22 protein-coding genes and 1 tRNA gene are annotated in these 23,473 nt (G+C 60.1%); 12 read left to right on the top strand and 11 right to left on the bottom strand.

Going from position 1 to position 23,473, the window contains the following annotated elements; genetic code table 11:
• Positions 1–13: 13 nt before the first annotated feature.
• The 4 genes from ACYVIT_RS15595 to glnK all read right to left on the bottom strand — a co-directional run bounded on the left by ACYVIT_RS15595 (position 14) and on the right by glnK (position 2,922).
• Positions 14–625: a tat (twin-arginine translocation) pathway signal sequence gene (locus ACYVIT_RS15595; RefSeq protein ID WP_415808250.1), complete on the bottom strand. Its 612-nt coding sequence runs from the start codon at positions 623–625 to the stop codon at positions 14–16.
• 79 nt (positions 626–704) lie between these two features.
• Positions 705–1,103: a VOC family protein gene (locus ACYVIT_RS15590; protein ID WP_415808251.1), complete on the bottom strand. Its 399-nt coding sequence runs from the start codon at positions 1,101–1,103 to the stop codon at positions 705–707.
• A 207-nt stretch (positions 1,104–1,310) separates the two neighbouring features.
• Complete coding sequence (amt, locus tag ACYVIT_RS15585; RefSeq protein ID WP_415808252.1) at positions 1,311–2,546, bottom strand: ammonium transporter; 1,236 nt, start codon at positions 2,544–2,546, stop codon at positions 1,311–1,313.
• Between the two features lie 37 nt (positions 2,547–2,583).
• Entirely contained in the window at positions 2,584–2,922 is a 339-nt protein-coding gene (gene glnK / locus ACYVIT_RS15580) for a P-II family nitrogen regulator (protein ID WP_012249555.1), read from the bottom strand.
• 610 nt (positions 2,923–3,532) lie between these two features.
• On the opposite strand from glnK, the gene ACYVIT_RS15575 reads away from it, so the two are divergent.
• Complete coding sequence (locus ACYVIT_RS15575) at positions 3,533–3,790, top strand: accessory factor UbiK family protein (RefSeq protein WP_415808253.1); 258 nt, start codon at positions 3,533–3,535, stop codon at positions 3,788–3,790.
• A gap of 102 nt (positions 3,791–3,892) precedes the next feature.
• On the opposite strand, the gene ACYVIT_RS15570 is transcribed toward ACYVIT_RS15575, so the two are convergent.
• The 5 genes from ACYVIT_RS15570 to ACYVIT_RS15550 all read right to left on the bottom strand — a co-directional run bounded on the left by ACYVIT_RS15570 (position 3,893) and on the right by ACYVIT_RS15550 (position 10,762).
• Complete coding sequence (locus ACYVIT_RS15570; RefSeq protein WP_415808255.1) at positions 3,893–5,497, bottom strand: AMP-binding protein; 1,605 nt, start codon at positions 5,495–5,497, stop codon at positions 3,893–3,895.
• 196 nt (positions 5,498–5,693) lie between these two features.
• On the bottom strand, positions 5,694–6,389 hold the full coding sequence (locus ACYVIT_RS15565; RefSeq protein WP_415808256.1) for a response regulator transcription factor: 696 nt from the start codon (positions 6,387–6,389) through the stop codon (positions 5,694–5,696).
• Positions 6,382–7,959 carry a sensor histidine kinase gene (locus tag ACYVIT_RS15560; RefSeq protein ID WP_415808257.1) on the bottom strand — a complete coding sequence of 526 codons (1,578 nt, stop codon included), beginning with the start codon at positions 7,957–7,959 and terminating at the stop codon, positions 6,382–6,384. The genes ACYVIT_RS15565 and ACYVIT_RS15560 overlap by 8 nt, the downstream gene beginning before the upstream one ends.
• A gap of 77 nt (positions 7,960–8,036) precedes the next feature.
• On the bottom strand, positions 8,037–9,719 hold the full coding sequence (locus ACYVIT_RS15555; RefSeq protein ID WP_415808258.1) for an ATP-binding cassette domain-containing protein: 1,683 nt from the start codon (positions 9,717–9,719) through the stop codon (positions 8,037–8,039).
• Positions 9,716–10,762 (bottom strand): DUF1611 domain-containing protein, encoded by a 1,047-nt coding sequence (locus ACYVIT_RS15550; protein WP_460478226.1) that lies wholly within the window; start codon positions 10,760–10,762, stop codon positions 9,716–9,718. Before ACYVIT_RS15550 ends, ACYVIT_RS15555 begins: the two co-directional genes overlap by 4 nt.
• Before the next feature lie 208 nt (positions 10,763–10,970).
• Here ACYVIT_RS15550 and ACYVIT_RS15545 point away from each other — a divergent pair, with 208 nt between their 5' ends.
• From ACYVIT_RS15545 to ACYVIT_RS15505, 9 genes are all read left to right on the top strand, one after another.
• Positions 10,971–11,945 carry an alpha/beta hydrolase gene (locus ACYVIT_RS15545; RefSeq protein WP_415808259.1) on the top strand — a complete coding sequence of 325 codons (975 nt, stop codon included), beginning with the start codon at positions 10,971–10,973 and terminating at the stop codon, positions 11,943–11,945.
• Between the two features lie 181 nt (positions 11,946–12,126).
• Positions 12,127–13,647, top strand: coding sequence for a YifB family Mg chelatase-like AAA ATPase (locus ACYVIT_RS15540; RefSeq protein ID WP_460478225.1), 1,521 nt, complete (start codon positions 12,127–12,129; stop codon positions 13,645–13,647).
• Between the two features lie 273 nt (positions 13,648–13,920).
• Positions 13,921–14,118, top strand: coding sequence for a 50S ribosomal protein L35 (gene rpmI / locus ACYVIT_RS15535; protein ID WP_012249552.1), 198 nt, complete (start codon positions 13,921–13,923; stop codon positions 14,116–14,118).
• 15 nt (positions 14,119–14,133) lie between these two features.
• A complete protein-coding gene (gene rplT, locus ACYVIT_RS15530) occupies positions 14,134–14,493 on the top strand; it encodes a 50S ribosomal protein L20 (RefSeq protein WP_415808261.1) in 360 nt (119 codons plus the stop codon).
• A 277-nt stretch (positions 14,494–14,770) separates the two neighbouring features.
• Positions 14,771–15,793, top strand: coding sequence for a phenylalanine--tRNA ligase subunit alpha (gene pheS / locus ACYVIT_RS15525; RefSeq protein ID WP_415808262.1), 1,023 nt, complete (start codon positions 14,771–14,773; stop codon positions 15,791–15,793).
• Positions 15,794–15,806: 13 nt separating this feature from the next.
• Positions 15,807–18,224, top strand: coding sequence for a phenylalanine--tRNA ligase subunit beta (pheT, locus tag ACYVIT_RS15520; RefSeq protein WP_415808263.1), 2,418 nt, complete (start codon positions 15,807–15,809; stop codon positions 18,222–18,224).
• A gap of 2 nt (positions 18,225–18,226) precedes the next feature.
• Positions 18,227–18,568: an integration host factor subunit alpha gene (locus ACYVIT_RS15515; RefSeq protein WP_415808264.1), complete on the top strand. Its 342-nt coding sequence runs from the start codon at positions 18,227–18,229 to the stop codon at positions 18,566–18,568.
• A gap of 57 nt (positions 18,569–18,625) precedes the next feature.
• Positions 18,626–19,063, top strand: a complete 438-nt coding sequence (locus ACYVIT_RS15510; RefSeq protein ID WP_415808265.1) for a MerR family transcriptional regulator — start codon at positions 18,626–18,628, stop codon at positions 19,061–19,063.
• 127 nt (positions 19,064–19,190) lie between these two features.
• Positions 19,191–19,267: transfer RNA gene (locus tag ACYVIT_RS15505), tRNA-Pro, on the top strand.
• 73 nt (positions 19,268–19,340) lie between these two features.
• On the opposite strand, the gene ACYVIT_RS15500 is transcribed toward ACYVIT_RS15505, so the two are convergent.
• Complete coding sequence (locus ACYVIT_RS15500) at positions 19,341–19,562, bottom strand: hypothetical protein (RefSeq protein WP_415808266.1); 222 nt, start codon at positions 19,560–19,562, stop codon at positions 19,341–19,343.
• A 218-nt stretch (positions 19,563–19,780) separates the two neighbouring features.
• Here ACYVIT_RS15500 and ACYVIT_RS15495 point away from each other — a divergent pair, with 218 nt between their 5' ends.
• The gene (locus ACYVIT_RS15495) at positions 19,781–20,782 is read left to right on the top strand and encodes a Bug family tripartite tricarboxylate transporter substrate binding protein (protein WP_415808267.1); all 1,002 of its coding nucleotides are present in this window, start codon (positions 19,781–19,783) and stop codon (positions 20,780–20,782) included.
• Between the two features lie 418 nt (positions 20,783–21,200).
• On the opposite strand, the gene ACYVIT_RS15490 is transcribed toward ACYVIT_RS15495, so the two are convergent.
• Positions 21,201–21,962 carry an IclR family transcriptional regulator gene (locus ACYVIT_RS15490; protein ID WP_415808268.1) on the bottom strand — a complete coding sequence of 254 codons (762 nt, stop codon included), beginning with the start codon at positions 21,960–21,962 and terminating at the stop codon, positions 21,201–21,203.
• A 173-nt stretch (positions 21,963–22,135) separates the two neighbouring features.
• Here ACYVIT_RS15490 and ACYVIT_RS15485 point away from each other — a divergent pair, with 173 nt between their 5' ends.
• Entirely contained in the window at positions 22,136–23,458 is a 1,323-nt protein-coding gene (locus tag ACYVIT_RS15485; RefSeq protein WP_415808269.1) for an ArgE/DapE family deacylase, read from the top strand.
• Positions 23,459–23,473: the final 15 nt, after the last annotated feature.

Below are 23,473 nucleotides of genomic sequence, written 5' to 3'. Positions count from 1 at the left end.
CTCCTCGTTCTAATTAGTTTGCCGGGATAGGGCCGCTGTCTTGTTCCGGGGGATTCGGCAGCCACGCCAGATCATTGAATCCCTTGTATAGATAGCCGCCATCTCCCGCCTGTGCGCCATAACCGAAATGGGCATAAGCCAGCGCATTGGAGTAAAGCGAGACCACTGCTGTCGAACGTACGGTCTGGAAAAATGGCGTGTCCGCCAACGCGGCCACGTCACGGTCCTGGTCGACGACAGCACGAGTGGACCAATCACCACCTGCCTGCGTATCGAGTTTGCGTATACCCTCGGCCAGTTGATCCCGTACCGCGGCAGCACCCGCAGCTTTGCCGTCAAGGTCTTTGACGACGAGTGCATACACGGCGTCATCCAATGTGGTGTGAGGATAGATGCGCTTGATCAATGCAAGCAGGACCTTTCCCTGATGCTCATCGAGGCTTTTTAATTCCAAGGCCCAGGCCCGGCTCGGTGCGATGAGGGTCAGCGCGGACGACATCGCCAATGTGCCAAATAACACGCCCGTGCCTTTCAACAGGGCTCGGCGTGTGAGCGAAATACAGGACTTTTCTGTGGCGGGTGACGGCTCTCGCTCAAGGGCGAGAGCGATGTGTTTGGATTGCATGTGTGTCTCCTTATCGTAGCCTTGAGCAGGCTTTTCTTGGTCACGGGCTCGGGTATTGCCATAGCCTGGCATCGTTGAGCTACTGATAGTGCCCGTGGCGTTCGAGCACTTCGATCTTGTAATTGTCAGGGTCTTGAACGAAGAAATAGCGCGCGATCAATGCGCCGTCTGCGGCGAAGAATTCTTTGAGGTCATTGGGGGTGAATCCCAGTGCAGTCAGGCGTTCGCGCTCGTGGACGGCATCGTCCACCACAAAGGCGACATGTCCGTATCCATCGCCGTGCGTATACGGTTCGCTTTTGCCCTTGTTCCACGTGAGTTCGATTTCCGTTTCGCTTTCGCTATTGCGTAAATACACGAGCGAGAAACTGTCAAAATCCAGTCGATAGCTGGGCTCGAGCCCAAATGCGGTTTGATAGAACGCCAGCGATTTGTCGAGATCGCGCACACGCACCATCGTGTGAATCAGTTTTGCCATGATGCAGGTCTCCAGTCATTTTTGTGGTGAGCAATGCGCTTTGCCATTGCGGTATGGAGAGCAGTCTAGGCAGATTTGATCGAGGATAGGTAATAGCGGGCTAAATACTGACGCAAATAAAAAACCACCGATGCTTTCACATCGGTGGCTTTTCCCCTTGGGGAGACCGTTTGCCGCCATATTCAGCGCGGCGTCAGCCCCTTCCTTTTAACTGTGGTATGCCGATTCGCCGTGGCTGGTTACGTCCAGGCCTTCGCGCTCCTGGTCTTCCGGTACACGGACACCGCAGAGCATGTTGGCGATCTTGTAGGCCACCCATGCCACCACGCCCGACCACACAATGGTCAACAGCACGCCTTCCAACTGCACCCAGAGCTGAGACATCACCTCGCCGGTGCCGGCACCGAGACCGCCGAGCGCCTTGGCATTGAACACACCGGTCAGCAGCGCACCGACGATACCGCCGACGCCGTGCACGCCGAACACATCCAGCGAGTCATCTGCACGCAACATGCGCTTCAGGCCATTGACACCCCATACGCAGACAATGCCAGCCAGCACGCCGATGATGAGCGCGCCGCCCGGGCCGACGAAACCCGCTGCCGGCGTAATACCCACCAGGCCTGCGATAGCGCCAGAAGCAGCACCCAGCATCGAAGGCTTGCCCTTGATTGCCCATTCGGTGAACAGCCAGGCCAGAATCGCGCCAGCGGTCGCAATCATGGTGTTAAAGAATGCCAGCGTAGCGCCTTCGTTTGCGGCCAGTGCCGAGCCACCATTGAACCCGAACCAACCCACCCACAGCAGGGCGGCGCCGATGAAGGTCATGGGCAGGTTATGGGGTTGCATTGCTTCGCGGCCATAACCCACGCGTTTGCCGATGACATACGCACCAACCAGACCGGCGATCCCCGCGTTGATATGCACCACCGTGCCGCCGGCGAAATCCAATGCTTGGCGGGCATTGAGCAAACCAGGCGCGGTCTCCGAGGCGAACCACACCATGTGCGCAATGGGCACATAGGCAAAGGTGAACCAGATGACCGTAAACACGAGCACGGCGGAAAAGCGTGCACGTTCAGCAAAACTGCCCACGATCAGTGCGCATGTCAGCCCGGCAAACGTCGCCTGGAACGACGCAAACAGCAGTTCGGTCAACGAGCCGGACATGGCGTAGGTGCCATCTGCGGAATTGAACATCCCCGAGAAAAACGCGCGCGACAGTCCGCCAAAAAAGGCATTGCCCTCGGTAAAGGCCAACGAATAACCGTAAACAAACCACAGCACGACGCCCAATGCGAACGTGCACAACACTTGCAGCATGACAGACAGCACATTCTTGCTGCGCACCATGCCGCCGTAAAACAATGCCAATCCGGGCGCTGCCATCATCAGTACCAACAGCGTTGATACCAGCATCCAGGAGATATCCGCTTTATCCATTTTTCAGGCTCCAATGCTTCTTGCTTTGTTGTTGTGCTTACAGGGCGGCTTCGCCGGATTCACCTGTCCGAATACGAATGACTTGCTCCAGCGGAGCGGTAAAGATCTTGCCGTCGCCGATCTTGCCGGTACGGGCGGCTTGCTCGATCACGTCGATCACTTGGTCCACCAGGTGATCCGGCACGGCGGCTTCCACGCGCAGCTTGGGCAAGAAGTCCACGGCGTATTCCGCGCCGCGGTACAGTTCTGTGTGTCCCTTTTGACGGCCAAAGCCCTTGACTTCGGTGACCGTCAGCCCCTGTACGCCGATCCCGGAAAGCGCTACTCGTACTTCGTCGAGCTTGAACGGCTTGATGATGGCGATGATGAGTTTCATGGCAGTTCCTCTGATGGTTGCATTCACGCATGAGCAATAAAGCAATATGCGTGCCATCTTTTGGCTGCCGCGCCGCCGCAGGATAAAAAAACCCTGTCAGGGCGCAAATTCGCTATGACTGCAGTGGGAACGCCGACCGGCGACACCGTTGATGCCGGGGACGCGGCGGGCGCCGATCAGTTTTTGACCAGACATAGTGCGTCATTGCACTATTGTGGTGCATTCATGCCCTGAGATGATCCCCTGATTGGTGCGCGGCACCGGGGTAGGGACGGTTGAAACAAAACATTTGCCAACGGCTGGGGTTGTATCGAATTGCTGCGTCTGTTTCGGCGTTTCGCAGCAATGTATCGAATTTGTTGATACGCGGCATTACACCCAGTGGCTTGTTGTCGGCGGCAACGTCAGGAAGAATCGAACCGTACCAGATGCAGTGCGACGGGCACTCGGACAGTGTGTCTATCGCAAGCAATGGCTCTGGTGCAATTCGATTTTCTCCTGTGCTTTGAGGCGGTGCCGTGTACGGCCCGCCCATTTTTTTTGTTGTAGGGTTTGGTAGGGCTAGAGCGGCTACACTCTATACATTCAGAACATCGAATGCGAGGACGTCATGAACCGCACCCAATGGCTCGAAGATTTCCAGAAAAATCTTTCCGACTTGATCGCGCGCAGCCCGGCCGCTGATCTCGAACGCAATGTAAAGGCGATGATGGGGCAGGCCTTTACGAAAATGGACCTGATCACCCGCGAGGAATTCGACGTACAGGCGGATCTGCTGGCTCGTGCGCGCGAGCGTGTGGATCAACTGCAAGCTCAGGTGCAACAGCTGGAGTCGCGTGTTGCGGCTTTGGAGAGCAAGCCGGAATAGGTTGGAGTTTGTCCAGGCCGCAAAAGGCGCGCACGAATAGATAGCGATCGCTGTCCCCGCCTAAAAGGCAGGCCGAACGCACAGATTGGCCGACTTCAGCCCTCACAGCGCGGCGTGCCGATCTCCGTCAAGCAGTCTCTGCGCCATTTTTCTGAGTTCGTGCTTCTGCACCTTGTTCGAGTTGGCGCTTTGCACCATTGGAAACTGCTGCACAAACGCGACTCGTTCAGGGACTTTGAATTTTGCCATTGAGGCTTGACAGGCGCGAATGATGGCCGCCTCGGTCACGTCTGCCCCGCACGAGGCAATGGCAAATGCCACCGGTACGGTTTTTCCCTCGCGTTCGGCGCCCACGACTTGCACTGCTTGAACGCCGTCGAGCTCGCGGATGAACGCCTCGATTTCCATCGGGTTGACCAGAAAACCTGCCAGACGCAGATGTTCTCCGTCTCTGCCCTGAAAAACAAACGTGCGTTCATCCACCGTGAAGCCCAGATCGCCTGTGCGGAAAAATCCATCGGGATGGATGGCTTTGCGGGTGGCTTCAGGATTGTCCAGATACTCTGACATCAGGCTGGGGGCCTGGATTTCAATCTGTCCGATGGCGCCGTGCGGCAGCGTGTTGCCATGCTCGGGATCTACCGCACGGACCCTGCCGGCTGGCGAGGCCAGGGTTCCTCCGGCGGCACGTCGATATTGCCAGTCCATATCGAGCCGCTGGCCCGCCACCAAGGCTTGGAGTTCGCTGGATCCATATAGCCCGGCAATGGGTATCCCCGCCTGTAGCGCGCGTTCGGGCAGATCGTCCATAGAGGGGGCAAAGCTGGCATAGCCCACATACTGCAGCGTAGGGAAGGGCCGGCCATTGCCCGCCGTTTCCTTCAGCAGCAGATCAATGAGTTCGTTATTGGCAAAGGTGTGGGTCACCGCGTGATCGGTGATTTGCCGCACGGTAGTGCTGGCATCGAATACTGCCAGCGATACCAAGGAGGCGCCGGGAACCAGGCCACTGAGCATCGTGGAAAAGCCAAACGCGCCGCACATCGGCGCAGCAATGAGCACCACGCTCTGCGCAGTGACACCATAGGCCGAGGCCGCAATGGCTCCGTGATTGATCAGCCCCTCTTGCCGATGCAGGACGAGCTTTGGCTCGGATGTGGTGCCCGAGGTGGTGTAGACCAATGCTCCGTCACGGGCTTGTCCAGGATCCGAAATGGGAAACGTGGTGTCAGTGTTCGCGTATGAGATCAGGTCAAGCGCCGGCCACGCATCGCGCAAGGTATGGGCGACGTCTGCGTTGGCTTGAACGGCAATGACGCCTTTCAGTTGGCCAACGATAGCAGCGTCCACGCATTTGAGCGTATCGACAAACGGCAACCCTTTAAAGGCCGGCCAGAATGCCAGCCAGCGGCATTGCCCGCGTTGCAGCAGTTGGCCGACTTCATGTTCCTTGAACCGGGTGTTGACTGCGACCACCATCATTCCCAATCTGGCACATGCGAGAAACGTCACGAGCCATTCGACACAATTTGGCATCCACAGCGCCAGACGGTCTCCGCGGCGAGCCCCGCGAGACGCCATCAGTGCCGCCATACAGTCCACTTCAGCCAACAACTCCGCGTAGTTCAGCTGGCGGGCGTTATCTTGAAATGCGATCCGTGCCGGCGCCGTCCGAGCATGCTGTGAAAGCAGGGAATAGAAGTCCACTTTGCACTCCTTAGACCACGGAGATCAGCGTCATGAGTCTGTGTCCCATGGCTCGGCCGATACCCTTGCCGGCACCCGTCACCGGTACTCGCTTTGTGCTCATGCGCGTCTCCTTGAGTTCTTGCCGCTTTTACTTTATTGGTCCAACTCTACTAGATTGCTGCAGCATCTTCACGAAAGGCCGAATCGGTTTTTTTTAATCGGCCTTTTCTGCACCGATGGTATAGCCAAAGCCGCGGGCGGTGCGCAGTAGCGGCAGTTCTCCTTCCTGCTCGATCTTGCGCCGCAGATAACGGATATACACATCTACCACCTTGGTGCCGGGATCGAAGTCCATTCCCCAGACGTCGCGCAATATCCGTGCGCGGCTGACCACTGTGCCGGCGTGTTCCATCAGATAGGCGAGCAGCGCGAATTCGCGCGCGGTCAGTTCGATTCGGCGTTCGCCCCGATGCGCAGTTCGGGCTGCGAAATCCAACTGCAGATCGCCGACGCTGAGAGTCGTGTCCAGGGCACGGCCATCCTGGCGCCGGCGCAGCAGGGCCTGCATGCGTGCCACCAGTTCGTCGAATGCGAACGGCTTGGCCAGGTAATCGTCGGCCCCTTGCTTTAATCCCTGGATGCGCTCTTGCAGTTCTGCTTTGGCTGTCAGCATCAGAATCAGGCAACGACAGCCCTCCGCGCGTAACCGGGCGCAGACCTCGACGCCTTCCATCCGCGGCAACATCCGGTCCAGGATGATGAGATCGAATTCGCCGTCGCGAGCGGTTTCGTACCCGTGCAGCCCATCGCGCGAGACTTCGACGCTGTAGCCTTCGGCTTGCAGGCCGCGCTGCAGGAAAGAAATAATGCGAGGGTCGTCCTCGATCAGCAAGACTTTGGCGTTATACATGTTGATGTCTCAATGGCAGCCGAACGGTGAATGTCGAGCCTTCCCCGACGGTACTGCTGAAGTCGACGGTTCCGTGGTGCTTCTGCACAATCCAGCGAGCGATCGACAGGCCCAGGCCGCTACCAGCCGCCCAGCGCTCGCGCGCCGCCGTACCGCGGTAGAAGCGGTCAAAAACATGGGGCAACTCTTCGGCAGCGCAGCCCACGCCGTGGTCACGGATGACCAGCTCCGCCCGTGCGCCTGCGCGCACCGCGATCTCGACCGTCGTGCCGGCGGGCGAATACTTGATCGCGTTGTCCAACGCGATCATGGCGGCCTGCTTGAGCCGTGCCCGATCGCCCCATATGGGCACGCCTTCCGTTGGCGTATCCTGGCCCATCATCAGCCGCACCTCCCGGTGGCGTGCCAGCACGTTGGTGTCATGGATGGCCGCCAGCGCGATTTCCTTCAGGTCCAGGGCGTCTTTTTCGAACGCGATATCATCGCCTTCCGAACGCGCCAGGAACAGCAGGTCCTCGATCAGATGTCCCATTTCCTGCGCGCGCGCCACCACCGCGGTCAGAGCCTCACGGTACATCGTTTCGTGCCAGGCCTTGCCGCGCAGCGCAATCTCGGCCTCGCCCCGCAACGCGGTCAGCGGGGTGCGCAGTTCGTGGCTGATATCGGCTAGTAGGCGCACGCGCTGCTGGTCTACCAGGGTCAGCCGATGATTGGCCTGGGCCAGGTCGCGTGTGCGTTGTGCAACCTCTCCTTCCAATTGGCTCTTGGAGGCGAGCAATTGCGCGTGCTGCGCATGCAGTTGCTCGGCCATTGCATCGAAGCTGCGCGACAATACACCCAGTTCATCACGCGCCTGGCTGCCGATGCGGTAGTGCAGCGAGCCTTGTTCAATCGCGCGTGTGCCTGCTGCCAGGGCACGAATAGGGCGGCCAATGGAGCGAGTCAGCAAATAACCCGACACAGAGATCAATGCCAACAGGGCTGCCAGCAAACTCAGCATGGACACCGTCACCTTCTGTCGCAATTGTTCGGTGACAGACTCCAGCGCGTCGACCTCGGCCTGTTTGCTGCGGACATTCTCGGCAATCAGATATTCGAGCTCCGAATCCAGCCGGTTCTCGATCTGATAACGGAACAGAGCAATGGCCTCATCGCGCTTGCCGATCAAGGACAGCGCGAGCAACTCATCCACGGAGCCGCCAATGCTGTCGATGAGCAGATGCATGCGCTCATAGAGCGATAGCGTCATGATGTCGTCGCGCTCCGATTCTGCCTTGATGCGCAGATCCAGCTGCTTCAAGTCGAAGAACGATTTATAGACGTCGGCACGGGCGCTTTCGAAATCAGATAGTTCCGCAGGGCCGATCAATATCAGTTCGGCGATCTGCTCCGCGTAGCGATTCGCGTTGATCGCCAGGTCAGACGTCAGGGCCAGTTCTTTGCGTGCATGCAAAAGCCGATCGAAATAGTCCTCGGCCGTACGCGTGGCAAAGACAGAGGTGATCGCCATGACAATGACGGAAAAGGCGACTATGGATTGGAACACCCAGATCCGAGTCTTGATACTCAAGTTGTCCTCATACACTCAGAGTGCGCGAATGGGCCGCGCATCATACTTCTGCGGAGGCGCCCGGCGAGGGCATCCTTTTATATATTTACTTCCGCACATGTATGTTCTGATGTATGTAGATGTTTCGTCTCTTTAACTGATTCGAGTTGCCCTGCATCCAGACGCCATACGGCGTCGGCCGCCGACAGCCATTGCGGATCGCTGGTGACCAGCAGAATCGTTGTGCCGCGCCGGCGCAGCACTCGCGCAAGCGTACCGGTACGTACCTCGTCGAGCATGGCGTCGGCATCATCGATCAACAGCAGGCGCGGCTCACCCATCACGGCTCGTGCCACGATCAGCCGTTGCCGCAGCGCTGCGGGCAGATCGGCGCCGCGCTCGGCGATCCGAGTGTCCAGGCCACGCGGCAGGGCAGCAATGGCCTGGTGCAATTCGCACAGCTGCAAGGCGTCGGCAATCTCGGCATCATTGGCGGCACTCGCCCGGTAAGTCAGATTGCGCCGGATAGAGCCGCGCAGCAGCGGCAGGTCGGGCGAGATCATACCCACAGCCTGGCGGATAGAGGTGAGGTCATGCTCGGCCAGCGCTTGTCCATCCAATCGCACCGTGCCTTGGTCGGGATCGAACATGCGGGCAGCCAGTCCCAGTATCGTTGACTTTCCTGCGCCGCTGCTGCCTGTGACGGCGATCAGCGAACCTGCGGGCGCCTCGGCGCTGACCTGCGTGAGCGCACCCGCCACCGATACCTGGTCCAACGCCAGATGGCCCGGCCCAGGGCTCAAGGGCGGCAAGCGCCGGCCGGATGCCAGCGTGGGCAGGCGCAAGAAGCCGCCCAGCACATCCCGCGCCGCGCGGAAATTCTGCCAGAACACGAAAATACGCCCCAGATCGCGTAACGGCGAATCCAGCAGGTTGACGACCAGAATGGCCGCCAACAGGGTGCCCCAGCCCGCCTGCTGCACGCGTAGCAGGCCCGCCGCCAGCACCAACGCGGTCAGGATGGTCGATGCGGCATCCGGCACCGCACGCAGCAAAGCGGCCAGGCGAGCCTGGGATACGGCCGCCTGGGCCAGCCGCGAACTTTGTTTCTGCAGGCGCGAGCGCTCGCCGCGGGTGCGGCCGAATACGCGCACCGGCGAATAGACATTCAGTTTTTCACCCAGATTGGCAGCCATGCGGCCGCGCGCGCGCCGCAGTTCGCGCACGCGCAGGTACAGCGGCGATCCGGCGGCCGCCAAGGTTGTCACCGCCACCGCGATCGCCCCGGCGACACAGGCTGCAATGAGCGGATCGAGCCAGGCCAACACGCCCACGGCCGACACGATCGTAATCGCCGCCACCGCCAGCCGAGCCAGCCCGCGACTGACCCAGTCATTGAGCGCATTGAGGTCGGCGACAAAACGCACCATCAGGACACCCTGAGTGCGTTTTTGCAGCACGCGGCTGGGCAGATTGTTCAGATGATCGAAAAGCCGCAGACGAGTCGCCGTCAGATAACTCTGGCCCAGCCTTTCCGCCGTGGTCCGCTCTGCCATACGCAGCCACATCAGCGCGAGGCCCAGCACGGCAATTGCCGCGGCATGGGCCAGCACCACATTCGGCACAACTTCCGGTTGATGCAGCCCGTCAAAGCCATGCCGTGTGGCGATCGCGATACCCGCCATGGTGGCCGCTTGCGCGATCCCGTTGGCCAGCAGCCACGCCATCAGTCCCCGCCGGCTGCCCGCCAATACGGCCGGAAGCGGCCCGCGGCGCTTCACAGGACGGCCTGCACCGATTCCGCGCCGGTCAATTCTTCCAGCATGACCGGGTCGCCCAACGCATCCAGGCCCAGCACTGGCAGCCCGACCGCCTCAGTGGCCTCTTGGATGGCCAGGGGGGCAATGGTGATAATGCCGCTGATCGCCAGCGTCTTGAGTTGATGCCGCGCCAGCCAATCGACGCCGGCCTTGGCACCGAGCGCGTCGCGCGCGGCAAAAAACACGCCGTCGACCAACTGCTGGAATTCCGGTGATTGCAGCAGCATCGCCGTTTCCCGCTGATATAGCCCGTCGGCGATTTCCAGCACCAACACATCGATACCGGTCCTCATGGCATGCGAAGCCAGGGTGAAGCAGATGCGCAGCAGCTCAGCGTGCTCTACCTTATACGTGGACACCACGCCGGCAGAGGTGAAGTCCAGCGCAGGGCGGGCGCCGGCGTCCATCATGCGCCACAAATCGCCGCCTGCTCCGGTCCCCGTGACTTTCGCAGAACCGACGCGATATCCCGCGGCGCGAAAGCCACGTATCAGGCTCACAGCGGTCGTGGTCTTGCCGGCGTTCATCGACGCGCCGATGACGGCGTAGACGCGAGCGGTCTTGGGCTCACGCAAAGCCGGCAACGCCGCATCGGCCACGTTCAGCACCCGGCCTGTGCGATCGGCCAGCAATCCCACGGGCGTGATGGCAGTCGCAGCACCGGTTTTCGCGCTGCGCGACAACACGTTGGATGCGATGCCGCCGGCCGCGACCAGATCGCATGGGCCCAGGTCGCCGCGGATTTCTGCTTCGAACTGATCGGGGGCGTAGCGATTACCGTAAGCCACCACGATTTCGTCGCCGACAAACAAGGTGGAGCGCCGGCCATCGCGCGATTCCAGCGCCTTGTGATGGCCGAGCTTGCTCACAACCGCGAGGACCAGGTCGCCGGCGCGCGGGCTGGTCGTGGTGACCAGATCCGTAGCCATGGACAGATCCACATGGCGGGTGCTGTATGCCGTCTTGCAATGCTGCAATCGCTGGTGCAGGTCGATGTCGTACATGTCTATCTCCGCAAAATATTCGATCGTGAAAAGTTGATGTACTCACGATATCAAGCCCACCGCGCGCGCAATTGAGAAATAGAAAAGCGCCAGATTAAAAACAGGTAAGAGCCCCACGAGCTTCAAATCCGCGTGCTACAACGATTTCGCATCATCAATTCGCGCGGCACGGTGCCGCGCTGCGCACGAGGTAGGAGGCGAATCCGGTTTGAACCTGCGACACGTTTCAGATGCCGGGCATGCGCGCCGCCTCTGGCTGCGCGAAGGCCTGGCTTGCGTCTATATCAGCGACAGCACGTTGGACGAACCCCAGCCTGGCATACGTCGTGCAGTACTGGTCGTCCATGGCACCGAGCGCGACGGCCACCGTTATTGGCGAGCCTTGGACCGGGCCGCGCGCCTGGCGGGAAGCGGCATCCGCGACCAGACGTTGCTGGCTGCGCCGCAGTTCTACACGCGACGCGAGGCCCGTGCGCGGGGCCTGGGCGCATCCACGCTGGCCTGGGCGCCGCAGGCCTGGAAACAGGGCGATGCATCGCGCCACGGCACAGGTGTCAGCGCGTTTTCAGTGCTCGACGCCATGGTCCGGCGCCTGGCGTGCCGAGAACGCTTTCCCGATCTGGAACGCCTCGTTATCGTGGGGCATTCGGCGGGAGCACAATTCGTGCAACGCCACGCGGCAGCGAGTTCCGTTCCTACGTTGGCCAGAGAGCTGGGCATCGCGCTGCGCCACATCGTAGTGGGACCGTCGTCGTACCTATACCTGGACGCCGCTCGCCGCGGTCACGGACCCGGTGGCGCGTACGGCCAGCCATCAGGGCAGGCCTTGCTGCACTGCCCGGATTACGATCACTACAAATACGGCTTGCAACGGCCCAACGCGTATGTCGCCTGTGTGGACCCGGACGAGCTGCGCCGCAGCTATGCCGGCAAAGAGGTCGTCTATCTGGTGGGCGAGCACGACAATGATCCCAACGATCCGCACCTGGACCGCAGCGCAGCGGCCATGCTGCAAGGCAGCGACCGGCGCGATCGCTGTCTCGCCTACCGAGACTATCTGGCGTATTTGTATGGCGGTCTGCCGCCCAGTCATGTGTTCGAGATCGTGCCGCGACTGGGGCACGAAGGCGCTCGCATTCTGCGCTCTCCGATCGGTTTGCGCTGGCTGTTTGATATGGCGTGATGGCGGGGCGCGTTTCGTTGCGTAATTCAGGAACGCCATCCATTGCCGCCGCAAATCAGATGAAGCATTTCCTGCGCCACAAAAAAAATGCCTGAAAAGCGTGACATCGCTATCACCCTGGCACTGCCCAAACCGAGTGCATTTACGCATACTGGCCGTCGTTTTCACTTCAGACGCCGCCATGACTCTAGCCATCCTTGCCAGCCGCGCCTTGTCCGGCGCCGACGCGCCTGCCGTGCGCGTAGAAACGCATTTGGGCGTGGGACTGCCGGCCTTTACCGTGGTGGGTCTGCCAGATACCGAGGTCCGCGAGAGCCGTGAACGGGTGCGTGCCGCGATCATCAATAGCGGCTTCGAATTCCCGAACGGCCGTATCACGGTCAATCTGTCGCCCGCCGACCTGCCAAAGGCGTCCGCGCGTTTTGATCTGCCCATTGCCTTGGGCGTTTTGTTGGCGTCGGGTCAAATCGCGGTGCCAGGTGCGCATGGCGATGCCGCGCCATCGGGATTACAGAATCTGGTGTTTGCCGGGGAATTGTCGTTGACCGGGGCGTTGGTGCCCGTTGGGGCTCCCCTGGCATTGGCGCTGGCCGTTGCCCGCGATCAGCCCGGCAGCACTATGATCTTGCCTACAGCCAGTGCCGCCATGGCGGCGTGGGTTCCGGATTTGTCGGTGCTCTGTGCTGACACTCTGGCCGACGTGGCGGCGCATTTGACCGGCAGCGCGACACTATCGGCGGCGCAACCCAGTCCCTGGACCGAGGCGGTGCATCCGCCTTGCCTGTCCGACGTACGGGGCCAGCCTCTGGCCAGACGGGCGTTAGAGGTTACTGCAGCAGGCGGGCACAGCTTACTGATGGTCGGTCCGCCAGGCGCTGGCAAGAGTATGTTGGCGCAGCGGTTGCCTGGCCTGCTGCCGCCGCTTTCTCGAGTACAAGCCCTCGAAACCGCAGCATTGTCGAGTTTGGCAGGAGCGCTCGCTGCTGCATTGCCGGGCCAGCCGCCGTTTCGCGCGCCACACCATGGCGCCTCAGCCGCCGCCTTGATTGGCGGCGGCGCTTTTCCCAGGCCGGGCGAAATCAGCCTTGCCCATCACGGCGTCCTTTTTCTGGACGAGCTTCCCGAATTCAACCGCAGGTCGCTGGAGTCGCTGCGAGAGCCGCTGGAGACGGGCAGGGTGGTCATCGCCCGGGCCAGGCATACCGTCGAGTATCCTGCGCAGTTCCAGCTCGTTGCAGCCATGAATCCCTGTCCTTGCGGCTGGCGCGGGCATCCCAAACGTCCCTGTGCGTGTACTCCCGATCAGGTGGCCCGATATGTCGGCAGATTGTCCGGCCCACTCGTTGACCGGCTCGACTTGTTGATCGAGTTGCCGGCCACAGGCACAGACTGTCTCTCCTTGCCGGCCGGCGAACCCTCCGAGTCCATACGCGAACGCGTCGCCCGTTGCCGCGAGCATCAACAGCAGCGTCAAGGATGCACCAACGCCCAACTCCACGGCCCCGATATCGATTCTCACTGCGAGCTGGATGCCGAGAGCCAGCAGTTGCTGATTCAGGCCATACAGCGTTTGCACGGCTCTGCCCGGGCCACCCACCGCGTGCTCCGCGTGGCCCGCACGGTCGCCGATCTGGACGAACAGCCCCGTATACAGGTCCGCCATGTCGCCGAGGCGCTGCAGTATCGTTGTCGTTTGCGATAGGCTGCTGCAGCCAGGATCCTGTATCGGCCCCCCGTGAATGAGGAATAGGGGACATAGTGTTCCCGGGATTGAGCGCTGCCTTGGACATTGGCCGCAATCAAATTAGACAAAAATCCCAAAACCACCATATAATCAAAGGCTTTCCCGGATCTTTCGGGGAAAACCAGAAGTGGATCCAGGTTCGGCAAGCCTTGCCGTGCCGGCAGGCGATGTGTCTGCCAGCCCGTCGAGCACCTGTGCGTCCATATTAAATTAACAAACGTAGGAATCATCATGCCCAAGATGAAAACCAAGAAAAGCGCATCCAAGCGCTTTCAGGTTCGCGGCAGCGGATCGATCAAGCGTGGCCAGGCTTTCAAGCGCCACATCCTGACCAAGAAGACCACCAAGAACAAGCGCCAACTGCGCGGTTCGGCTGCGGTCCATGAAACCAACGTGGCTTCCGTGAAAGCCATGATGCCTTTCGCTTGATAACGGAGATCTACTATGCCTCGCGTCAAACGCGGCGTTACCGCCCGCGCCCGTCATAAAAAAGTCATTGCCGCCGCCAAGGGTTACCGTGGCCGCCGCGGTAACGTATTCCGCATCGCCAAACAGGCGGTCATGCGTGCTGGCCAATATGCCTATCGCGATCGCCGCAACAAAAAGCGCACGTTCCGTGCTCTGTGGATCACCCGTATCAACGCCGCTGTGCGTGAGCAGGGTATGAGCTACAGCGTGTTCATCGCCGGCCTGAAAAAGGCTTCGATCGAACTCGACCGCAAGGTTCTGGCCGATCTGGCTGTGCGCGACAAGGCCGGCTTCGCCGCCATCGTGCAACAGGCCAAGGCAGCATTGGCCGCCTAACGTGCGCTGATCGTATCGCGCATCGCTGCAAACGGGGCTTTTTGGCCCCGTTTGCGTTTTGTCTGGGGCTGTTCTTGGACGAAGCACCCTTGTGGGGCAGCAGGCCATCGGGCGTAGTATCAGGGCTGAAGCGCCCATCGAACTGCGTCTTTAGGCAAAATGCCTCTTCGAGGCTTAGTTGCGTTTTGCCGTCGGGCCGCCCCAAGGCAAAACAGCCCCCCAGGGGGCAGCAAGCCGCCAGGCGCGGCGTGGGGGCGCATTTTATGGCACTGACTCCATGACTTTATTGGCTGAAGACCTGGTCTCCCAGGCCCAAGAACGATTCGCCGAGGCCACCGACGCCGCGGCTCTGGAAAATGCCAAGGCGCGTTTTCTGGGCAAAGAGGGCGCTCTCACCGCGTTGCTCAAGGGTCTGGGCAAGCTCGACCCCGAACAGAAACGCGAAATGGGTGGCCGTATCAATCAGGCCAAACAGCAGATCGAAGCCCTGCTGAACCAGCGTCGTGCTGAACTGGTTCAGGCCGAGCTCGATGCTCGCCTGGCTGCCGAAACCATCGATGTCACCTTGCCCGGCCGTGGCCGTGGGATGGGGGGCATCCACCCTGTGGCCCGCAGTTGGGAGCGTGTCGAGGAAATCTTCCGCTCCATTGGTTTCGACGTGGCTGACGGTCCGGAAATCGAAAACGACTGGACCAACTTCACCGCGCTGAACAACCCCCTGGACCACCCTGCGCGATCCATGCAGGACACGTTCTACGTCGATCTGCAAGACGGCGATGGTTTGCCGCTGCTGTTGCGCACGCACACCAGCCCCATGCAGGTGCGCTATGCCCGCATGAACAAGCCGCCCATCAAGGTCATCGCTCCAGGCCGTACGTATCGCGTCGACAGCGATGCGACGCACTCGCCGATGTTCCACCAGGTCGAGGGCCTGTGGATCGCCGAGGACATCTCCTTTGCCGACCTGAAAGGTGTCTACACCGATTTCCTGCGCCGCTTCTTCGAGAGCGACGATCTGGTCGTGCGATTCCGCCCGTCCTTTTTCCCGTTTACCGAGCCCTCGGCCGAGATCGACATGATGTTCACCTCGGGCCCGAACCGCGGCCGTTGGCTGGAAATCTCCGGTTCAGGCCAGGTGCACCCGCAAGTCGTGCGCAACTTCGGTCTGGATCCCGAGCGTTACATCGGCTTTGCGTTCGGCTCCGGCCTCGAGCGCCTGACGATGTTGCGCTACGGCGTCAACGACCTGCGCCAATTCTACGAAGGCGACCTGCGCTTCCTGCGCCAGTTCAACGTATAACCGACGGCTGATCATGCAATTTCCTGAATCTTGGCTCCGCGCCCTGGTTAACCCCACGATCACTACCGACGAACTGGCCCATCGGCTCACCATGGCCGGCCTGGAAGTCGAAGAAACCACCACTGCTGCGCCGCCGTTTACGGGCGTGGTCGTCGCGCACATTGTCTCGATTGCGCCGCACCCCGATGCCGACAAACTGCGCGTCTGCCAGGTTGATGACGGTTCGGGCGAGCTGCTGCAAATCGTATGCGGTGCTCCCAATGCCGCCCAAGGCCTCACTGTCCCCCTGGCCCGCGTCGGCGCCGAATTGCCCGGCGGCATGAAAATCGGCGTTGCCAAAATGCGTGGCGTCCCGTCTGCTGGCATGCTGTGTTCCGCTCGCGAACTGGGCCTGTCCCAGGATCACGCCGGGCTGCTCGAGTTGCCCGGCAGCTTGACCCCCGGTCAGTCGATCCGCGAGGCGTTGGGTCTGGATGACACGCTCTTTACCCTGAAGCTCACGCCCAACCGTGCCGATTGCCTGTCGATCCTCGGTGTCGCACGCGAGGTCGCGGCCCTGACCGGCGCTGCGCTGTCGGTTCCCACCGCCGTCGCCGTACCGGTCACCTTGCAGGACCGTTTGCCCGTGACCGTATCCGCGCCGGACCTGTGCGGCCGTTTTGCCGGCCGCGTGATCCGTGGCGTCAATGCGCGCGCCGCGACGCCTGAGTGGATGAAAACCCGCCTCGAGCGGGCAGGGCAGCGCTCGATCTCGGCGCTGGTGGATATTTCCAACTACGTCATGCTCGAATTGGGCCGTCCGTCCCACGTCTTCGATCTGGACAAGATCGGCGGCGATATCGACGTACGCTGGGCTCGCGAGGGCGAAACCCTCGAGCTGCTCAACGGCCAGACCGTCGAGCTCAACCCCAAGGTCGGTGTCGTCGTGGCCGGTGACCAGGTCGAAAGCCTGGCTGGCATCATGGGCGGCGAGGCGACCTCTGTCACGCTGGACACCACCAACATCTATCTTGAGGCCGCGTTCTGGTGGCCCGAGTCCATCGCCGGCCGTGCACGCCGCTACAAATTCAGCTCCGAGGCCAGCCACCGTTTCGAGCGTGGCGTCGACTACGCCAGCATTCCCGAGCATCTGGAATTCATCTCGCGCTTGATCATCGACATCTGCGGTGGCCAGGCCGGTCCCGCTGACGACCAGATCGTGAATCTGCCCACTCGCCAACCGGTGCGCATGCGCCTGTCGCGTTGCCATCGTGTGTTGGGCGTCCCCGTGCCTCAAGCCGAGGTCGCACAGATTTTCAACAGTCTCGGTCTGTCGTTCCAGGTCGACGGCGACGACTTCATCGTCGAGCCTCCTTCGTATCGCTTCGACCTCGAGATCGAAGAAGACCTCATCGAAGAAGTCGCCCGCATCTACGGTTTCGAGCGTCTGCCCGATGTGCCGCCCATCGCGCGTGCCCAGATGTTCTCGCAGCCCGAGCAACGTCGCGGCCCGCATACCTTGCGCCGCATGGCCGCCGCCCAGGACTACCAGGAAGTCGTCAATTACAGCTTCGTCGAGGCCGACTGGGAGCGTGACTACGCAGGCAATAACGAGCCTGTACGCCTGCTCAATCCCATTGCCAGCCATCTGTCGGTCATGCGTTCCAGCCTGATCGCGGGTCTGGTCGCCAACATCCGCTACAACGCCAATCGCAAGCAATCGCGCGTGCGCGTCTTTGAACTCGGCCGCGTGTTCCTGCGCGACGCGGCGCATCAGGATGGTCCGCTTGATGTGGCTGGTGTGCGCCAGCCCTTGCGTCTGTCGGGCGCTGCCTGGGGCCCGGCCGTTGAGGAACAGTGGGGCACGCCGACTCGTCAGGTCGATTTCTTCGACGTCAAAATGGACGTAGAGGCCCTGTTCGGCGCGCGCGCCAGCGATTTGCGCTTCGAGGTTGCGACGCATCCTGCGTTGCATCCTGGCCGTAGCGCTCGCATCGATCTCGATGGCCAGCCTGTAGGTTGGATTGGTGAATTGCACCCGCGTTGGGCGCAGCAGGCCGACCTGGCGCATGCTCCCGTGGTTTTCGAACTCGACGCTCAGGCCCTGTCGCAGGGGCAATTGCCCCAGGTGCGCGAGCTCTCCCGCCAGCCCGTGGTCGTGCGCGACTTGGCCTTGTGGGTCGATTTGTCCGTCAGCGCCCAGGCGATGCTGGACACCGTTGCCGCAACCGTCGCAGCAGATGCTACATTGGCTGTGGTGCAGGACACGCGCCTGTTCGATGTATGGCGCGACAAGCCCCAAGACGGCAAGCCCGTCACCGAGAAAAGCCTTGCTTTCCGTTTCTGGCTACAAGACACTGAAGTCACGCTGGACGAAGCTCGTGTTGCCGACTGCCTGGCCCGCATTACTCAGGCGCTCATCAGTGAACACGGCGCGCGTCAACGCACTTGATCATGGGAACCTCTATGCTTGCTGAGCCGCGTACCTTGACCAAAGCCGAACTCGCCGAATTGCTGTTCGAGCGAGTCGGCCTGAATAAGCGCGAAGCCAAAGACATCGTCGATACATTCTTCGAGGAAATCCGCGATGCCCTGGCGCGCGGAGATGCCGTCAAGCTATCGGGATTTGGCAATTTTCAGGTGCGCAACAAACCTCCCCGTCCTGGGCGCAATCCCAAGACGGGCGAGACGATCCCCATCGCTGCGCGGCGCGTGGTTACGTTTCACGCCAGTCAAAAATTGAAGAGCGTGGTCGAGCAGACCGAGCCGACGTGTGCGGACTCCAACGAGGAGTGATACGCTTTGTCGGCAATTGTTATCGGCTTAACGTCCATCACGGCATAAAATCAATCCATGACTCGTCCCGAACCCACCGTTGCGCTTCCGCCCATTCCCGCCAAACGCTACTTCACCATCGGTGAGGTCAGCGATCTGTGTCTCGTCAAGCCTCACGTGCTGCGTTACTGGGAACAGGAGTTCACGCAACTCAGTCCGGTAAAGCGTCGCGGCAACCGCCGCTATTACCAACACCACGAAGTCCTGCTGATTCGCCGTATCCGTTCCTTGTTGTACGAACAAGGCTTCACGATCAGTGGCGCGCGCAATCGTCTGGGCGATACACGCGACACACCGCATGATCAGGATGCTGCAGTGCGCTTGAGCGGGGCAGAGCTGCAGTCGCTGCGTACCGAATTGGGCAACATCTCAACGATGTTGGCAGAGGCGCTGAATTCCTCATCGGGTGGCGCTGCTCCGGCCGTTCCGACGGGGCAAGCCGGTAGCAATGCATAAGCCAGGTTGGCATATCGAAGGCATCAAGTCGGTATCGCGAAAGCCCTAAAAAATTTTCGTATTTTTCTTAAAAAAAGCCTGCATTTCGATGCAGGCTTTTTTTATCTCTGCTATACTCTTTTTCTTTCGGGGCGTAGCGCAGCCTGGTAGCGCACTTGCATGGGGTGCAAGGGGTCGCGAGTTCGAATCCCGCCGTCCCGACCAGCAATACCGAGGGCCTACAGAGTTTTCTCTGTAGGCCCTTTCTAGTTTCTGAGCGAGCAGTTCTGCGGCTATCTCACTCGCTGACATGCAGAAATTTCACCGAATTCGGATCGACGCCTCCATGTCGCAGTCGTGCATCGATATCCTCTGACTGTCCATCATTGGTCTCCACCACAGGCAGACCCTTGGCATGGGCCAATTCGCGTTTGGCGTGTACCAGGTCGGAAATGGCTCCATCGACAAGCGCTACGCCATCGCTTCCATCAGTGCTCTTGAAGCTAATCTGCGTCTTCATTTTTGTCTCCTTGATGGGTGTTCGCACAATAACCGTAACACCATTTGGGGTTGAGACCCAACTCGGTACGACGATCAACAATCCTGATCCACCGATGCCAAAATTCTATTTGAAGGATCAAGGGATTGATTCCTACTATTGCAGCTCCGGCATCCTGATCCTTGCTGCTTCTGCCATGGGATGCATCTATTACCTATACAAAAAACGGAGACATCACCATGCAGAATCCCTCACGCCGCCAGCTATTGCAGGCTGGCGCTTCAGCGATGTTCGGGCTGGCATTCTCGCCAGTCCTGGCGCGGTCCTCTGATTCTGTACTACCCAAAGGACCCATTAATCTGGTCGTCCCGTTTGCCGCAGGCGGTGCCACCGATGTCGTTTCCCGTCTGGTGGCGCAAAAGCTCGGGGACCGTATCCAGCGCACCGTGGTGGTGGAAAATCTATCCGGAGGCGGCGGTGCAATCGGTGCGGCGAAAGTGGCGCGTGCGACGCCCGACGGTCATACCTTATTGATGGGCACCATCGCCACGCACGTGATCAATCCGCTGTCTATGGGGCAGCAGTTGCCATACCGTGCTCAGACCGATTTCACGCCCGTGTCGTTGGTCGTCACGGTGCCCAACGTGCTGCTGGTAAACAAGTCGGTCAAGGCCACCAACGTACGAGAGTTGATCGCTTTGGTGAAGGCGCAGCCGAATCAATTCAGTTATGGCTCGTCGGGTGTGGGAACGCCACCGCATCTATCCGGCGAGCTGTTCAAATCAACGATGGGATTGCAGATGACCCATGTGCCATACAAGGGCGGTGGCCCTGCAATGACCGATCTCATCGCAGGCCATATTCCGATTCTGTTCGACGTATTGAGCGGCGCGGCATCGCATATACGCGCGGGCTCGGTGCGCGCGCTCGCGGTGACCACCAGCGAAAGAGTAGCGTCTTTTCCCGATCTGCCCACGATGGTGGAATCCGGTGTGCCGGGCTACGAGACATGGACATGGAACGCCGTATTCGGGCCGGCCGGCATGCCGCGTCCGATGGTCGACGCGCTGAGCGGCGCCTTGCATGAGGTGGTCGCGCAACCAGATGTGCAGGCCCAGCTCAAGGATCTGAGCGCCACTCCCGTGGGCTCAACGCCTGACGCATTGACGCAATTGGTCGATTCCGAGACTCAAAAATGGCAGGCGGTGATCAAATCGATTGGGGGGCTGAAGAAGGATTGATGGATTTGCTATGCTTGATGGCATAGCTACTTGGAGCAGCATCATGCATATCCATCGTTTGACATCATCGCGAGTCCCGTTGGCGATAATGTGTGCGTTGCTAGTCTCATGCGCCAATACAGCGTCCGAGCCTGCCGAGGTACAGGGTTCATCGCCGCCGGACTACACCTATACTGCAAAGGACGGCGATACCGTACATGTTGCGCCGAAGCCCCGGCTGACGATCCAGTCGGGTGAGGGCGAACGATTAAATCTCCCATGGTTCATCAGGGATGCACAGAACTTGGTCAACGAGTAGTTGCTGCGTTCAGAAGCCACGGTTTGCAGGTTGTTCCTATTGAGGCTAGGGGCTTCGGATTTGTGCCCGTTCACGATGTACTGCGCGAGCGAGTGTTGCGCCGAATGACTCCAGTCGGCCTCACTGCTTGCTCAGCGCCTGTGCCGCGTTGATCACCAAAGGCCCATAGCGTTGGGCGAAATCCTCTGGCTTCCATTGAGACAACAGGCCGTAGATGTGAATTGCCGCGATGGGCTGGCCCGTGATATCCAGCACAGCCGACGACACGGCGAGTTCACCCAGCAACGATTCTTGAACGGTCATGGCAAAACCGTCCTGGCGGGCCTGTGAGATTTTTTTCCAAATGGCGCGCGGCTCGATGAGCGTATGCGGCGTGGCTGCCACGAGGTCGGAACGCGCCAGGATGTCATTGACCTGCTCCTCGGACAAGTGCGCCATGATGGCTCGGCCCGCGCATGCCCGGTACATCGGCATCGTGCGTCCGACCAAGGTCGCGAAATAGTAGCGGCGCCGCGTTTGCCGGCGCAGTGCGTACACAATGTTCAGATCATTCGGCAGGCTCAGGTCTACCCCTTCGCCGGACTCTTGCTGCAGTTCGATCAGCACCGGATTGGCGCGCTCGATCAACGGGTTGCCGCGCAGATAATCGAACGTCCGGTGCAAGATTTTTTTCCCCAGCGTGTAGCCGCGTTGGTTCGGGCCGCGTTCGAGATAGCCCAATGCCACCAACGTGTGCAGCATACGTAATGTCGAATTGCGATCCAGATTTGAAATCTCGACCAGCTCATTCAAGCTCAATATGCCGGGCTTCACGCTGAAGGCTTCAAGGATGTCGAATGCCTTGGCTACGGATTGATTGAATCGAGTATCCACACTGCTCATTTATTTGTCTCCTGCTGACAGGGTAGCGATTGTCGTACCACTGTCGATGTTAGGGAAATCTCTCATTCCCCAGACCTTGCCCGGTTTTATATACGATCCTAAGATATCACTAATAGGCACGTAAGTATCAATATCTGATACTAGTATTTTACCGACAAAATCATGGAGGTGAAATGAACGAAGTCCAGGCGCAAAAGTTGTCCCCACAGGACATCGAAACGGCAGTCGACAGGTTGGAGCACTACATGACCGACACCTTGTCGCGTTTTGTGCAATGTCGCAGCCTCCTAGGCGAAGAAATCCCGGCAGCCGAGTTCCTCGAGGCCGAATTGGCAGCGTTGGGCCTGCAGAGCGAACGCATCGCGCTGCGCACCGAGGACATCGAAGGACTGCCTCTCTATTCACCGGCCTGCTGCCCCGATGGCGGGCGTTTCAACGTGTTGGCATGTCATGAGCCGACGCGCAGCACGGGGCGATCCGTGCTTTTCAACGGCCACCTGGATGTCGTTCCCACGGGGCCGGAGCATCTCTGGGCAGAGTCGCCGTTTAAAGGCAGCCTGCATGACGGCTGGCTCTTTGGCCGTGGCGCGGGAGATATGAAGGCGGGCATCGTGTGCTCGCTGGCTGCATTCAAAGCATTGCAGGATCTAGGCATGCAACCCGCTGCGCTCGTCGGTTTTAACGGCGTGCTCGAAGAAGAAAACACCGGTAACGGTACGCTGGCCACGATATCGGCGCTGAAAAGCGCGCTGGGCGTCGCCAAACTCAGCTCGTTCGACGCAGTGTTGATTCCTGAACCCACGCAAGAGGGCCTGATGTCGGCTCAGGTGGGCGTGTTCTGGATGTATGTAGATATCATCGGCAAGCCGGCCCACGCGTCTTTGATGACGACGGGGATCAATCCGGTGGACCTGGGCGTGCGCGTCGTGGATGCGATCAAGCAAATCGAGCATGAATGGAATCTGCCCGAGAATCGCCATCCTGCATATCGGGATCATGCGCACCCGATCAACTTCAATCTCGGCCAGATCCATGCCGGCGATTGGAATTCGTCTGTGCCCAGTGTCTGCACGCTGGGCCTGCGCCTGTCGTGCTATCCGGACATGCCGGTGGAAACGGCGAAGGCTCGCATCGAGGCCTGCATACGCCAGGTCGAACAAGAAGTCGCACAACCCGACACTCAGTTCATCATTCGCTACGAAGGTTTTCATGCGCCGGGATGCGAATACGACCTGGACGTGCCGGCGTTGCGGCTATTGGCCGATATGCATCGGCACGTAGCGGGCGAGGCGCCTGAATCGATTGCGCTGACCGGCACGACTGACGGCAGGCATTTCCATTTCATGACCGATGTGCCGGTTACCTGCTATGGGCCAGTCTCGCGCAACTATCACGGGTTCAACGAAAGCGTCAGCGTGCAGAGCATGCTGCGCGTTGCCAAGACGTTTGCGCTCTTTCTGAACGAGTGGTGCGGGGTCGAACCCAAGCGCAGTTGATGCTTTCCGTTGATC

Source organism: Bordetella muralis, from assembly GCF_054781015.1.
This window is presented reverse-complemented; position numbering and strand designations above follow the sequence as displayed.

What these genes read in the sequence shown, in the direction of transcription:
- ACYVIT_RS15595 (WP_415808250.1), bottom strand. Translation starts at nt 625, where the DNA reads ATGCAATCCAAACACATCGCTCTCGCCCTTGAGCGAGAGCCGTCACCC.
- ACYVIT_RS15590 (WP_415808251.1), bottom strand. Translation starts at nt 1,103, where the DNA reads ATGGCAAAACTGATTCACACGATGGTGCGTGTGCGCGATCTCGACAAA.
- amt (WP_415808252.1), bottom strand. Translation starts at nt 2,546, where the DNA reads ATGGATAAAGCGGATATCTCCTGGATGCTGGTATCAACGCTGTTGGTA.
- glnK (WP_012249555.1), bottom strand. Translation starts at nt 2,922, where the DNA reads ATGAAACTCATCATCGCCATCATCAAGCCGTTCAAGCTCGACGAAGTA.
- ACYVIT_RS15575 (WP_415808253.1), top strand. Translation starts at nt 3,533, where the DNA reads ATGAACCGCACCCAATGGCTCGAAGATTTCCAGAAAAATCTTTCCGAC.
- ACYVIT_RS15565 (WP_415808256.1), bottom strand. Translation starts at nt 6,389, where the DNA reads ATGTATAACGCCAAAGTCTTGCTGATCGAGGACGACCCTCGCATTATT.
- ACYVIT_RS15550 (WP_460478226.1), bottom strand. Translation starts at nt 10,762, where the DNA reads ATGTACGACATCGACCTGCACCAGCGATTGCAGCATTGCAAGACGGCA.
- ACYVIT_RS15540 (WP_460478225.1), top strand. Translation starts at nt 12,127, where the DNA reads ATGACTCTAGCCATCCTTGCCAGCCGCGCCTTGTCCGGCGCCGACGCG.
- rpmI (WP_012249552.1), top strand. Translation starts at nt 13,921, where the DNA reads ATGCCCAAGATGAAAACCAAGAAAAGCGCATCCAAGCGCTTTCAGGTT.
- rplT (WP_415808261.1), top strand. Translation starts at nt 14,134, where the DNA reads ATGCCTCGCGTCAAACGCGGCGTTACCGCCCGCGCCCGTCATAAAAAA.
- pheS (WP_415808262.1), top strand. Translation starts at nt 14,771, where the DNA reads ATGACTTTATTGGCTGAAGACCTGGTCTCCCAGGCCCAAGAACGATTC.
- pheT (WP_415808263.1), top strand. Translation starts at nt 15,807, where the DNA reads ATGCAATTTCCTGAATCTTGGCTCCGCGCCCTGGTTAACCCCACGATC.
- ACYVIT_RS15515 (WP_415808264.1), top strand. Translation starts at nt 18,227, where the DNA reads ATGGGAACCTCTATGCTTGCTGAGCCGCGTACCTTGACCAAAGCCGAA.
- ACYVIT_RS15510 (WP_415808265.1), top strand. Translation starts at nt 18,626, where the DNA reads ATGACTCGTCCCGAACCCACCGTTGCGCTTCCGCCCATTCCCGCCAAA.
- ACYVIT_RS15500 (WP_415808266.1), bottom strand. Translation starts at nt 19,562, where the DNA reads ATGAAGACGCAGATTAGCTTCAAGAGCACTGATGGAAGCGATGGCGTA.
- ACYVIT_RS15495 (WP_415808267.1), top strand. Translation starts at nt 19,781, where the DNA reads ATGCAGAATCCCTCACGCCGCCAGCTATTGCAGGCTGGCGCTTCAGCG.
- ACYVIT_RS15490 (WP_415808268.1), bottom strand. Translation starts at nt 21,962, where the DNA reads ATGAGCAGTGTGGATACTCGATTCAATCAATCCGTAGCCAAGGCATTC.
- ACYVIT_RS15485 (WP_415808269.1), top strand. Translation starts at nt 22,136, where the DNA reads ATGAACGAAGTCCAGGCGCAAAAGTTGTCCCCACAGGACATCGAAACG.